Annotated in this window: 13 protein-coding genes; 6 read left to right on the top strand and 7 right to left on the bottom strand. The window is 63.3% G+C overall.

Features of this window, described 5'->3' with window-relative positions:
- The first annotated feature begins 11 nt into the window (after window positions 1-11).
- The 3 genes from RXV90_RS16000 (at window position 12) to RXV90_RS15990 (ending at window position 2,137) form a co-directional block, all read left to right on the top strand.
- Window positions 12-440, top strand: coding sequence for a GlcG/HbpS family heme-binding protein (locus RXV90_RS16000; protein ID WP_316649874.1), 429 nt, complete (start codon window positions 12-14; stop codon window positions 438-440).
- Between the two features lie 100 nt (window positions 441-540).
- The gene (locus RXV90_RS15995; RefSeq protein WP_316649873.1) at window positions 541-1,317 is read left to right on the top strand and encodes a gamma-glutamyl-gamma-aminobutyrate hydrolase family protein; all 777 of its coding nucleotides are present in this window, start codon (window positions 541-543) and stop codon (window positions 1,315-1,317) included.
- A gap of 130 nt (window positions 1,318-1,447) precedes the next feature.
- On the top strand, window positions 1,448-2,137 hold the full coding sequence (locus RXV90_RS15990; RefSeq protein ID WP_316649872.1) for a D-lyxose/D-mannose family sugar isomerase: 690 nt from the start codon (window positions 1,448-1,450) through the stop codon (window positions 2,135-2,137).
- Between the two features lie 3 nt (window positions 2,138-2,140).
- Here the strand turns inward: RXV90_RS15990 and RXV90_RS15985 are convergent, their stop codons facing one another.
- The 5 genes from RXV90_RS15985 to RXV90_RS15965 all read right to left on the bottom strand — a co-directional run bounded on the left by RXV90_RS15985 (window position 2,141) and on the right by RXV90_RS15965 (window position 5,944).
- Entirely contained in the window at window positions 2,141-2,305 is a 165-nt protein-coding gene (locus RXV90_RS15985) for a hypothetical protein (RefSeq protein WP_316649871.1), read from the bottom strand.
- Window positions 2,302-3,672: a DUF2927 domain-containing protein gene (locus RXV90_RS15980; RefSeq protein ID WP_316649870.1), complete on the bottom strand. Its 1,371-nt coding sequence runs from the start codon at window positions 3,670-3,672 to the stop codon at window positions 2,302-2,304. The genes RXV90_RS15985 and RXV90_RS15980 overlap by 4 nt, the downstream gene beginning before the upstream one ends.
- A complete protein-coding gene (locus RXV90_RS15975) occupies window positions 3,669-4,115 on the bottom strand; it encodes a GNAT family N-acetyltransferase (protein WP_316649869.1) in 447 nt (148 codons plus the stop codon). The genes RXV90_RS15980 and RXV90_RS15975 overlap by 4 nt, the downstream gene beginning before the upstream one ends.
- 79 nt (window positions 4,116-4,194) lie before the next feature.
- Window positions 4,195-5,103, bottom strand: coding sequence for an AEC family transporter (locus RXV90_RS15970; RefSeq protein WP_316649868.1), 909 nt, complete (start codon window positions 5,101-5,103; stop codon window positions 4,195-4,197).
- A gap of 1 nt (window position 5,104) precedes the next feature.
- On the bottom strand, window positions 5,105-5,944 hold the full coding sequence (locus RXV90_RS15965) for an AAA family ATPase (RefSeq protein WP_316649867.1): 840 nt from the start codon (window positions 5,942-5,944) through the stop codon (window positions 5,105-5,107).
- Window positions 5,945-6,125: 181 nt separating this feature from the next.
- Here RXV90_RS15965 and dksA point away from each other — a divergent pair, with 181 nt between their 5' ends.
- The 3 genes from dksA to RXV90_RS15950 all read left to right on the top strand — a co-directional run bounded on the left by dksA (window position 6,126) and on the right by RXV90_RS15950 (window position 8,992).
- Window positions 6,126-6,548 (top strand): RNA polymerase-binding protein DksA, encoded by a 423-nt coding sequence (dksA, locus tag RXV90_RS15960; protein WP_316649950.1) that lies wholly within the window; start codon window positions 6,126-6,128, stop codon window positions 6,546-6,548.
- Between the two features lie 160 nt (window positions 6,549-6,708).
- Complete coding sequence (locus tag RXV90_RS15955) at window positions 6,709-7,827, top strand: FAD-dependent monooxygenase (protein ID WP_316649866.1); 1,119 nt, start codon at window positions 6,709-6,711, stop codon at window positions 7,825-7,827.
- A 136-nt stretch (window positions 7,828-7,963) separates the two neighbouring features.
- Window positions 7,964-8,992 carry a Fe(3+) ABC transporter substrate-binding protein gene (locus RXV90_RS15950; protein WP_316649949.1) on the top strand — a complete coding sequence of 343 codons (1,029 nt, stop codon included), beginning with the start codon at window positions 7,964-7,966 and terminating at the stop codon, window positions 8,990-8,992.
- 105 nt (window positions 8,993-9,097) lie between these two features.
- Here the strand turns inward: RXV90_RS15950 and RXV90_RS15945 are convergent, their stop codons facing one another.
- Both RXV90_RS15945 and tpiA read right to left on the bottom strand, forming a co-directional pair.
- Window positions 9,098-10,798 carry an ABC transporter permease gene (locus RXV90_RS15945; protein ID WP_316649865.1) on the bottom strand — a complete coding sequence of 567 codons (1,701 nt, stop codon included), beginning with the start codon at window positions 10,796-10,798 and terminating at the stop codon, window positions 9,098-9,100.
- Window positions 10,791-11,546, bottom strand: a complete 756-nt coding sequence (tpiA, locus tag RXV90_RS15940; RefSeq protein ID WP_316649864.1) for a triose-phosphate isomerase — start codon at window positions 11,544-11,546, stop codon at window positions 10,791-10,793. The genes RXV90_RS15945 and tpiA overlap by 8 nt, the downstream gene beginning before the upstream one ends.
- Window positions 11,547-11,656: the final 110 nt, after the last annotated feature.

Here is an 11,656-nt window from a genome sequence, read left to right as displayed (position 1 = left end):
GAGAGACGCCCATGGCCGAGATCAGCCTGACCCGCGCCCGTAAGATCATTCGCCAGACCCTGCAGAAGGGTCGCGAGATGGAGTTGAAGCCCCTGTCGGTGGTCGTTCTCGACAGCGGCGGGCATGTAAAAGCGTTCGAACGCGAGGACGGGGCGAGCCCCGGACGGTTCCAGATTGCCCATGGCAAGGCTTACGGCGCGATTATGTTGGGCATGGCGGGCACGGCGCAGATGGCGCGTGCCGAGCAGCAGGCCTATTTCATGGGGGCGATCAACGGGCTTTACGGCGGCCAGGTGGTTCCGGTGCCCGGGGGCGTTTTGATCCGCGATGCGCGTGGCGCAGTGGTGGGCGCGCTGGGAGTGACGGGCGATACGTCAGACAACGATGCCGCCGCTGCCGCGCATGGGATCGAGTCTGCCGGGCTGACGCCTGAAATTTAGGCACCTGCCGCCCTGCACATCGGCCTGTGCACGAGATGGCCTTTTTTTCGCCGGACGGCGCGCATATACCCGCGTGGAAGCCCGAGAATAAAGGTAAAGGATGGCACGTCCCGTCGTCGGTATCATCGGCAACAGCAATCTTCTGAATGACGAGTATCCCGTCCATGCGGGCGGGACGATGAACAGTTGCGCCGTGAGCAACGTGGCGCGGGCAATTCCTTTGATCATCCCGCCGGATCCGGCCTTTGTAAGCGTCGAGGAGCTTCTTGAGGTTTGTGACGGGTTCCTCCTGACCGGAGGGCGCCCGAATGTGCACCCCGAGGAATATGGCGAGGACGAGACGGAGGCGCACGGGACCTTCGACCGCAACAGGGATGCGATCACGTTGCCGCTTGTCCGGGCATGCGTGGAGCGGGGCCAACCTTTCTTTGCGATCTGCCGGGGGTTTCAGGAGATGAACGTTGCGATGGGTGGATCGCTTTACCCTGAGATCCGCGAGCTTCCGGGGCGCATGAACCACCGGATGCCGCCGGATGGTACGCTTGAGGAGAAGTTCGAGCTGCGCCACGATGTGCATCTGACCGAAGGCGGGGTTTTTCACAGGCTTCTCGGGTCTACGGTGGTGCGGACGAATTCGCTGCACGGGCAGGGGATCAAGCGGCCCGGGGACCGCATCGTGGTTGATGGCAAAGCCGATGACGGCACCGAAGAGGCGATCTATGTTGATGGGGCGCGGGGCTTCGCGATGGGTGTGCAGTGGCATCCGGAGTGGAATGCGGCCGATGACCCGGTCTCACGCCCGCTGTTCACGGCCTTTGGGGCAGCGGTGGCGGCCTGGTCGGACGGGGAGCGCCCGCGACAGCTTCACGCGGTCTGAGATAGGAACGCCCGTCTCTTCGCGCCGCAAGCAAGGATCATTCCATTCCCTTCCTGCCGCGCGGCAATCCCGCTGGCGCCTGTGTATTTTCCGCTTTCGCAGCCGCGTGCTCAGGGTATATCCGGAGGCCATGAAACGCTCTCGCATCAACGATATCATGGCCGTGGCGGACGAATTGATCCGTAGCCACGGCTTCACCCTGCCACCTTTCGCCTATTGGACGCCCGATGAATTCCGGGCCCGCACGGACGCCAGGCGCATCGTCGAGGCTCGGATGGGCTGGGACATAACCGACTATGGGCAGGGGCGGTTCGATGAGCTTGGCCTGTTCCTCTTCACTCTCAGGAACGGCAGCCTTGCCGATCTCGAGCGGGGCCGGGGGATGGTTTATGCCGAGAAGCTTCTGATTTCGCGACAGGATCAGCTGAGCCCGATGCACACCCATGTCATCAAATCCGAGGACATCATCAACCGTGGCGGAGCGACGCTTGCGGTCGAACTGTTCGGGTCGGACGATGCGGGCAATTTCGCGGAGGACCGGGGAGGGCGCGTATTGTGCGACGGAATCGAGCGGACATTCGCGGCGGGAGAGGTTTTGAAATTCGCACCGGGGGAAAGCGTGACGCTGATGCCCGGCGACTGGCACGCCTTCTGGGGCGAGGGGGGCGATGTGCTGATCGGTGAAGTATCGACAGTGAATGACGATGTGACCGACAACATCTTTCGTGAGCCGATCGGACGGTTTTCCGAGATCGAGGAAGACACGGCACCTGCGCATCTTCTGGTCAGCGACTACGATACCTGGCTCAGGGCAGGATGAGGCTCAGGCCATCCGCTCAAGAATAATCGTGAGGAAGAGGCCGAGAAGGCCGAAGGCGATGCCGAAGCCCGCCGCGTATTGCGCCATGTCGGCGCGCGTGCCTTCGCGCTTCTTTGCGAGCCACGCGCCGTAGCTGCCGCCCAGAACCACACCTGCGAGAACGATCATGAGCCCTGTATCCTGTCGGGGGCGAGGGCAGCGATTTCGCTGTAGCGGGCGCGCACCTCTGCGTCTGAGCCAAAGCCATAGCGCGCCCAGCCCAGTGCGTCTTCGCGCACTTTTCGGGCCGTGGCTTTGTCGCCCTTCAGTTCGAGCGCCTCGGCCTTGACCATCATGAGCGTCGACAGAAGTGCCGCATTCTCTGCCCGGGCGACGGGGCGAAGGTTCCGGTCCACGATGTCGATGGCGATATCGGCCTGTCCGGCGGAAAGTGCAAATGCCGCAAGCTGCATCGCGACATGGGCGGCATGCAGATCGGTCGAGGTGCTTTGCCGGTAGACGGAGCCCGATTGCAGAAATGCCGCCATGGCGAGTTCCGGTTCGGCCACGATGGAGAGCCGGCCGAGGGCGTAGAGAGAGAAGCCGGCGCGCGCATCGGTCCAGCCTTGGGCCTGGGCGATTTCGACGGCCTGCCTTGCGGCGAGGCGGCGGCGCGAGGGAGGCGTGCGCGGCCCGAGGGCCGTTTCGATAGCGTTGATCCAGGTGCGGGGGGTTGCGGTGCCGACGCCGTCGGGGGCATTCCGGCCCGCCGGGTTCAGCCGGTCGAGGATACCCGGTAGCCGCACGGCGACCTCGGCCCGGGTCATGCCGGAACGGAGTTCCGTGGCGTAGAGCGTGCGCAGGACGAGCATGTCGAACCCTGTAAGCACGGTATGGAAATTGTCGTCGTTGAAGACGGAATCGGACAGGCGATAGAGATCGTTGAGTGGCCCGATGGCCTGGGCCAGTTCCTCATGCAGGCAATCGCGGATTTCCTGGGGGCTGACGTCGCCCGGGAGGAAAATCGCCATCTTTTCGCGCAGTTCCAAGGTTGTCCAGTCAAGCTGTGCGGAGCGCCGATTGCGGCGGAATTCGCCCCAGGACGTCATGCGGGGTACGACGAAACAGGCCGCCTGCGGGACCGCGCGCTGCAGATCGCTGCGGGACAGGACTTCGATGGTTATGGAGGCGGGATCTTTCGGGCCGACCTTCGAGATGTCGATTCCGGCCTCGCGACGCAGCCGAACCAGAAGCCGGTCAAGGTCGGCATGGAGGTAGGGCGGGGCGCGGCCCACGACGCGCACGGTGATCGGCCCCTCGAACCGCGAGAAGATCGGCAGTTCGCGACCGCTTTCAAGCCGGAACGTCAGATCGAGGATGTCGGTCTCGATCGAGCGGTTGGAGCGTGCGGGCCGATCGGAATGGGGCGGGCCGAATTGCTTCATCGGCGGAAGTGCGATGGCATCAGGCGCGAGGCGCTCGACCGGCGCATTGGCGGAAGGCGTTGCGCAGGCGGCGAGGGCGAAAAGCGTCAGGAGGGCGAGGGCTCGGATCATGAGGCGCGCTCGTACTTGATGAAGGGGGTGACGCGACCGATCCGGTCGTAGAGCTGCCGGGCGGTCTCGTTGAAATCCTGGGTCAGCCAGTAGACAGAGGGTGCGCCATGCGCGTCGGCGGCGGCATAGACCGCCTCGATCAGCGCCCGGCCCACGCCGGTGCCGCGCACCGATGGATCGGCATAGAGATCCTGAAGGTAGCAGACATCCTCCTCCCGCCAGCCGTGGCGGTGGAAGAGGTAATGGGTGAGCCCGACAGGCGTGCCGCCGATCTCGGCGATAAGGCAGTGGAAATCTCGCGGATCGTCGCCGAGGAGGCGTTCGAAGTAGGTGTCGTAGATTTCGTCCGGCCGCGCGGTTTCGTAGAATGCGAGATAGGCGTGCCAAAGCGCACCCCATGCTGCCCGGTCTTCACGGACAAGGGGGCGCACGATCACCGCCATGGGGCGGCCCCACGGATGGAATAGCAGAGCGTCATCCCGAGATTGGTAGCCTCACGCGACGCAGGCGACAACGGTCCTGTCACGGCAGGAGCAAAGCGAGCGAAATCAGTGACAAAACGGTCGAAACGAAGATCGTCTTGGCGATGGTCCCGGTGGGCACAGCATATTGTGTCGCGATCACGAACGGCATGGCGCCGCAGGGCCCGGCGGCGGCGAGGATCAGAATTGCGTGATCGAGGCTCTCACGGGGGACGTCCACCGAGCCGAAGCCCCACCAGACGAGTCCGGGCATAAGGAGAAGCTTTGCGGCCGATACGCTCCAGCACGGCAGGCGGATGGGCCAGATCGGGGCCGCCGTCAGCGTGATGCCGAGGGTGAAAAGCGCCACGGGCGCTGCCGTGCCCCCCGCGAAGTCGAGAAACGTCCAGATGCCGGCTGGCGCGTTCGGCCCCAAGACGCCCAGCAGCAACCCCAGGGGGACCGCATAGACGAATGGATTGGAGGAAAGCCGCCGGATCGCGCCGCGTAGGCCGCCGTCACCAGTGATGAGTTCGGTGAGAAAGACCGATCCACAAAACAGCACGATCCCGTCCAGCACCATCATACCAGCCATCCCGCTACGGGCGTCGGGGTAGAAGCGTTCTGCTATCGGCAGGACGAAAAGGATGTGGTTCGCGAAGACAGCGGTCATACCGAGAAGCAGGGCTTCGCCTTTTTCGCGCCGGAAGACGGAACGCATAATGCAAAAAATCAGAGCGTAGACCAGAAGCTCTGCTGCCAGGTAGATCAGCGCGGGCGTCCACCAGATTTCGCCGGGCTGCGCGCTGCCGATCACGGACATGACGAGGGCAGGGACGGCGACAAAGAACGTGTAGCGGTTGATCGAGCGCGCGTCTTCGAGCGCCAGCAATCCACGCAAGGTCAGGAAGTAACCCGCAACGGGCACGGCGAAGATCGGGAGAATCGGATCGGCGAGGGAGGATAGCACCCTAGCTGCGGCCCCGGTTCATGAACGCGAGGCGTTCGAAGAGGTGTACGTCCTGCTCGTTCTTCAGAAGTGCACCATGAAGCTTCGGCAGGAGCGACCCGCCCTCGGCCCTGAGATCTTCGGGATCGAGATCCTCGGCGAGAATCAGTTTCAGCCAATCGAGGACTTCGGAGGTCGAGGGTTTCTTCTTCAGGCCCTGGACATCGCGGACTTCAAAGAATTGTGTAAGCGCAGCGGTCAGAAGGCGGGGTTTGATGCCCGGAAAGTGCACCTCGACGATCGCCCGCATCGTTTCCATGTCCGGGAACCGGATGTAGTGGAAGAAGCAGCGGCGCAGGAACGCGTCGGGCAGTTCTTTTTCGTTGTTCGATGTGATGATGACGATCGGGCGCTGGCGGGCCGCGACGGTCTCGCCGGTTTCATAGACGTGGAACTCCATCCGGTCGAGTTCCTGCAAAAGGTCGTTTGGGAACTCGATATCGGCCTTGTCGATCTCGTCGATCAGCAGCACCACTTTCCTGTCGGCCTCGAAGGCCTGCCAGAGTTTGCCCTTGCGAATATAGTTTCTGACGTCGTGAACGCGCTCGTCGCCGAGTTGGCTGTCGCGCAGGCGCGATACCGCATCGTATTCGTAAAGCCCCTGCTGCGCGCGGGTCGTGGACTTCACGTGCCATTCCACCAGGTCGAGACCAAGCGAAAGCGCCACCTGTCGGGCAAGTTCCGTCTTGCCGGTTCCGGGTTCGCCTTTCACGAGAAGCGGGCGCTCCAGCGTGACGGCCGCGTTCACTGCAATTATGAGATCGCGGGGCGCAACATAGGCCTCCGTGCCGGAGAATTGCATGAGATTTCAACGGTCCTTCAGGGATGAGTTCCTGACAACCTATCCCGCGGGGCGATTGCCATCAATATGCCGAGATCGGGGCGTGACAACGCCATGACCTTGCGGTATGTCCCCGCGAAAGGAGGCGCGGATGAGTGAAATTAGTCCGACCGCGAACGCCGCCAATAAAAAGGGAACTGGAATGAAGGCTGAGGTTTTCTTGCCCGACTCATATCGTCCGGCCGAAGACGAACCATTCATGAACGAGCGCCAGTTGGAGTTTTTCCGTCGTGAGTTGCTACGTCAGAAACAAGATCTTCTGAGCGAATCGAAGAATACCATTGCCGGACTTCAGGACGGCACACGCAACATCCCTGACATTGCCGACCGCGCGAGCGAAGAGACGGACCGGGCGCTTGAGCTTCGGATCCGTGATCGTCAGCGCAAACTGGTGGCCAAGATCGATGCGGCGCTTCGCCGGATCGACGAAGGCGAATTCGGCTATTGCCAGGACACCGGAGAGCCGATTTCTCTGAAACGGCTAGTGGCCCGTCCGACGACAACCTTGAGCCTCGAGGCGCAGGAACGTCACGAGCGCCGTGAGAAGGTTCATCGCGACGACTGAGTATTGCTGACTGCTCCACCAAGAGAGCAGCGACCCCGGTTAGGGGAGGAGGAGGGGCACCGAAACCAGCGGGTTTCGGTGCTCTTTTTTGTTGTGTCGCGGGATTGCCGGGGCGCGGATTCTCTGGCAGCGCTAGGGTTATCGGTTCGGGGGACCGGGTGTGACACTGGCAGAGCGCGAAATTTCGGTAGTGGGCGGCGGTGTGGCCGGGCTGGCCGTGGCGCGCGCCTGCGCCGTGCGGCGTGCACTGGTCACGCTGACTGAGCAGGCACCCGAGATCAAGGAGGTTGGGGCAGGGCTTCAAATCAGCCCGAACGGGTATCGTGTTCTTCATGCGCTGGGCCTCGCGCTGCCGTTTCGGGCCATTGCCCTGAAGGCCAACGGTGTGGTCTTGCGAAAGGGAAGATCGGGGCGCGAAGTTCTGAAGATCGACCTGAGCGGTGCCGAGGTGCCCTATCATTTTGTGCATCGGGCGGATCTTATCCAGCTTTTGCTGGACGGGGCGCGTTCGGCGGGTGTGCAGATTCTCCTGGATACACGGACTGAGCCGGGGGATGCGCCCGGGCTGACGATCGCGGCAGACGGGCTTCATTCCGAGTTTCGCGCGCGAATCGAAGGCGGGCCGCGGGAGCCGAAATTCACCGGACAGGTGGCCTGGCGGGCTGTTATTCCCGAGGATCCGTCGGCACCTCCGGTTGCAGAGGTCTTCATGGGCCCCGGGCGGCACCTCGTGAGCTATCCGCTAAGGGGCGGTCGGCGAAACATCGTTGCGGTGGAAGAACGGACAGGCTGGGTTCCCGAGACCTGGCACAAGGAAGACGACCCTGACCATTTAAGAGAGGCGTTCGCGCGTTTCGGCGGCCCCGTGCGCGACTGGCTGGACCGGGTGGAACAGGTGAACCTTTGGGGTCTGTTCCGGCATCCGGTTGCCAAGAGGTGGTTCGATGACGGTGCGGTTTTGGTGGGCGATGCGGCACATCCGATGCTGCCGTTCCTAGCACAGGGCGCGAACATGGCGCTCGAGGATATCTGGGTGGTGGCGGATCGCCTTGAGCGGATGGATCAGGACGCAGCGCTCGCCTCCTACCGCAAGGCGCGGCGGGCGCGGGTTAGCCGTGTGGTTAAGGTCAGCCTGTCGAATGCACGAAATTATCACCTGAGATCGCCACTGGCCGAGGCGGCGCATGTGGCGCTGAGGGTGAACACCGCGCTGAATCCCCGATCTACGCTGGGCCAGTTCGATTGGCTTTACGGCCACGACGTGACAGCGGCGCGCTGAACAGCGCGCCCTCGCCAAGCTGCGACACACTGTCAGCCCAAGTTTCCGACTGATTTAGTCAGGATGATCTTGACGGCCCTGAAAATATATCTGAGTAATCCACTAGGATTTAATCATGACAGTCAGGGAGACACCCATGTCCTGCCGAAATTGCCTGGTGCTCAGCGCTGCCGTTGCAGCAACCTTGTTCGGGGCCGTCGCGCCCGCTGCTGCTGAAGGCGAGCTCAACCTCTACTCGTCGCGTCATTACGATACCGACGAGCGGCTCTACTCCGATTTTACCGAGCAGACCGGGATCACAATCAACCGGATCGAGGGTAATGCCGATGAGCTGATCGCGCGAATGACGGCTGAAGGGGCAAACAGCCCGGCCGATATTCTTCTGACGGTCGACACATCGCGGCTACATCGTGCGAAGGAAGCGGGGCTTTTGCAGGCCGTCGAATCCGACATTCTGGAGGATCGCATCCCTGGCAATCTGCAGGACGAAAGCAACCAGTGGTTCGGCTTTTCGCAGCGTGCGCGGGTGATCTTCTACGCTAAGGACCGGGTCGAGAACCCGCCGCTGTCGATGGCCGATCTCGCTGACCCGGCCTATGAAGGCCAGATCTGCATTCGCTCTTCCTCGAACGTCTATAATCAGACGCTTCTGGCGGCAGTGATCGAGCACATGGGTGAGGAGAAGGCCACCGAATGGGCGGCCGGCGTGAAGAACAACATGGCCCGTGATCCGCAGGGCGGGGATACCGACCAGCTTCGCGGTATCGTTTCCGGTGAATGTGACATCGCGGTGTCGAACACTTATTACTTCGCGCGGGCAATCCGCACGGATGTCGAGGGACTGAGCGACAGCCTCGACCAGATTGGATGGATCTTCCCCGACCAGAATACGGTCGGCGCGCATATGAACCTGTCGGGCGGTGGCATTGCGGCCCATGCGCCGAACCGCGAGAACGCGGTGAAGTTCCTCGAGTACCTCGCTTCGGATCAGGCGCAGGAATATTTCTCCGCCGGGAATGACGAGTACCCGGCCGTTCCCGGTGTAGCTCTGGCCCCGTCGGTGGCGCAGCTAGGCTTCTTCAAGCCCGATGACGTGGATCTTTCGGCCGTGGCGCAACACCTCTCGGCAGCCCAGAAGATCTTCAACCAGGTCGGGTGGGAGTGACGGGCCTCTGACAAAAATGCGAGATACGTGACTCTTCAAACCCCTTCCTGAGCACGTATTTTCCTGGCCCCGGAGCATCGACTTCGGGGCCTCTTTTATTTGGGATCAGGAAAGTTCGGGCGCCATCCCTGTTTCGGCGGCATTCGGCCTGTGGCCCAGGCCCCGGCAGACCAGTATCACCGGCAGAAGCCCGACTGCGGCAATTACGAGAGACGGAACCGCCGCCCCTGCGAGCCGTTCGTCTGAGGCGAGGCGATAGGCCTGTACCGCCAGCGTGTCGAAGTTGAACGGGCGCATGATCAGCGTCGCCGGAAGTTCCTTCATCACGTCGACGAACACGATAAGCGCCGCGGTCAGGACCGAGGGACGCAGGATCGGCAGATGCACGCGACGAAGCATCGCGCCGGGGCTCGATCCCAGTGTTCGCGCGACGGCATCCATGTTGGTGTGGATCGATGCCTGACCGCCGTCATATGCGTTAAGGGCGGCGGCCATGAACCGGACCATGTAGGCGATGACGAGAAGCCAGATCGATCCGGTGATCAGAAGGCCGGTCTTGACCCCGAAAGTGCCCTGCATGAAGGCATCGAGGGCGTTGTCGAAGGCGGCGAAGGGCACCAGCAACCCGACCGCGATCACGCCCCCCGGCACCGCGTAGCCGATCCGTGCGATATGGGCCGCGCCATTCGATACAGGCCCCGGGGTCAGCCGCTGGTTGAAGCCGATCAGGATTGCTGCGAGGACGGTCAGGAGGGCGGCGGCGCCTGCAAGGGTCACCGAATTGCGAATGAAGCCGAGGTAGCGGGGGGACAGAAGATCCTGCCCCGAACCGATCGCCATTTCCGCCAGCACGACAACCGGCAGGATAAAGCCAAACAGAACGGGCAGGGCGCAGAGGACGATCGCCCCCGCGGCACGCGTGCCGGTGAGGTGCGCCGGGGCGAGCCGTTCGAATCGCGCCCCGGCCCCGTGGTGGCGGGCCGCGCCCCGGCTGATCCGTTCCAGCATTGCGAGGAGCAGCGCGAAGGCCAGCAGCGCCAGGGCGAGCTGAGCCGCGCCCGATCGGTCGGCGAGAGAGAACCAGGACGTGTAGATGCCGGTCGCAAACGTCTGGACGCCGAAATAGGCGACCGTGCCGAAGTCGGCGATCGTCTCCATCACCGCCAGAAGTGCTCCGCCTGCGATGGCAGGTCGTGCCATGGGCAGGCTTACGCGAAAAAACGCGCCCCAGGCGGAACGGCCGAGCGCCCGGGCGGCGAGGTACGCGGTTGCTGATTGCTGCAGAAATGCGGCTCGGGCGAGGAGGTAGACGTAAGGGTAGAGGACGAGGGTAAGCATCGCCGCGGCGCCGGGCAGTGAGCGGACCTCTGGGAACCAGTAGTCGCGGGGGCCCCAGCCGGTCAGATCCCTGAATGTCGTCTGGACGATCCCGGGATGGTCGAGCAGATCGGTATAGGCATAGGCCAGCACGTAGGCGGGGAAGGCAAGCGGCAGAGCAAGGCCGATCTCGAACAGGCGGACGCCGGGAAAGCGCGTCATCGTCACAAGCCAGGCGGCGCCAGTGCCGATCAGGACAGTGCCGGCGGAGACAAGAATGACAAGCGCACCAGTGGCCATCGCATAGCGGCCGAGCACCGTCTCGATCAGGTGGGACAGCGTATCGGTGCCCCCCAGCAGAGCGGCGAGCGCAACGGCGACCATGGGTAGAAGGCAAAGCGCGCCTGACAGAAGCGCCCCGGCTTTCAGCGCGGCCGGAAGCCAGCGTACGGGGCGATTCAGAGCGGAAGCCTTGGCCGTGCTAGCCATCGCTAGCGTCGAGCGCGGCGATGATGCCGCCGAAATCTGCCGCCTTCAGCGACGCGCCGCCGACGAGCGCACCGTCGACATCGGCGACGGCGAAGATCTCGCCCGCGTTCGACGGCTTGACCGAGCCGCCATAGAGAAGGCGAATGCCACCAGCGACGTCGGCGCCGAAGCGGCTGGACAGTTCGGCACGGATAAACGCGTGGACTTCACCGATTTCTTCGAGCGTGGGCACCTTACCGGTGCCGATCGCCCACACAGGCTCATAGGCGACAACGAGGTTGGCGGCGGTCGCGCCGTCGGGGACGGAGCCGCTCAGCTGCGCGCCGGCGACCGCGAGTGTCTCGCCAGATTCGCGCTCTTCAAGTGTTTCCCCGATGCAGACGACGGCTGTGAGGCCGGCCTCCCAGGCTGCTTCTGTCTTCTCGCGAACCAGCGCATCGGATTCGCCGTGATCGGCCCGGCGCTCCGAATGGCCGAGGATTACGTAGGCGGCGCCGGCGTCGACCAGCATGCCGGCGGCGATATCGCCGGTATGGGCCCCTGATGCGGCCATGTGGCAATCCTGTCCACCGACCTGCACCGCCGACCCGGCGGCCGCATCGGCCATCCGCGAAAGAAGCGTCGCGGGTGGACAGAGCAGGATCTCGCAACCCGCACCGCCGTGGGCACCGATCAGAGCGGTGACCTCGGACAGGGTGGCGCCCGTGCCATTCATTTTCCAGTTTCCGGCGGCAAGTTTACGGCGCATCGCGATACGGCTCCTTCGGGACGGTCTATAGCTACTCCCGGAGTACCGGGTTTCAATCCGAAGAAAAAGGGCTGCCAAACCCTTCATGTGGCCGTAAATATCCCGGGGGA

It is taken from the genome of Ovoidimarina sediminis (assembly GCF_032586175.1).
GTDB lineage: Bacteria > Pseudomonadota > Alphaproteobacteria > Rhodobacterales > Rhodobacteraceae > Ovoidimarina > Ovoidimarina sediminis.
The sequence above is the reverse complement of the archived record's forward strand: the minus strand, read 5'-3'. Positions and strand labels throughout refer to the sequence as shown.

Coding starts and splice junctions, on each gene's coding strand:
- RXV90_RS15985 (WP_316649871.1), bottom strand. CDS start 2,305: ATGATCGTTCTCGCAGGTGTGGTTCTGGGCGGCAGCTACGGCGCGTGG.
- RXV90_RS15945 (WP_316649865.1), bottom strand. CDS start 10,798: ATGGCTAGCACGGCCAAGGCTTCCGCTCTGAATCGCCCCGTACGCTGG.
- dksA (WP_316649950.1), top strand. CDS start 6,126: ATGAAGGCTGAGGTTTTCTTGCCCGACTCATATCGTCCGGCCGAAGAC.
- RXV90_RS15980 (WP_316649870.1), bottom strand. CDS start 3,672: ATGATCCGAGCCCTCGCCCTCCTGACGCTTTTCGCCCTCGCCGCCTGC.
- RXV90_RS16000 (WP_316649874.1), top strand. CDS start 12: ATGGCCGAGATCAGCCTGACCCGCGCCCGTAAGATCATTCGCCAGACC.
- RXV90_RS15975 (WP_316649869.1), bottom strand. CDS start 4,115: ATGGCGGTGATCGTGCGCCCCCTTGTCCGTGAAGACCGGGCAGCATGG.
- RXV90_RS15965 (WP_316649867.1), bottom strand. CDS start 5,944: ATGCAATTCTCCGGCACGGAGGCCTATGTTGCGCCCCGCGATCTCATA.
- RXV90_RS15995 (WP_316649873.1), top strand. CDS start 541: ATGGCACGTCCCGTCGTCGGTATCATCGGCAACAGCAATCTTCTGAAT.
- RXV90_RS15950 (WP_316649949.1), top strand. CDS start 7,964: ATGTCCTGCCGAAATTGCCTGGTGCTCAGCGCTGCCGTTGCAGCAACC.
- RXV90_RS15990 (WP_316649872.1), top strand. CDS start 1,448: ATGAAACGCTCTCGCATCAACGATATCATGGCCGTGGCGGACGAATTG.
- tpiA (WP_316649864.1), bottom strand. CDS start 11,546: ATGCGCCGTAAACTTGCCGCCGGAAACTGGAAAATGAATGGCACGGGC.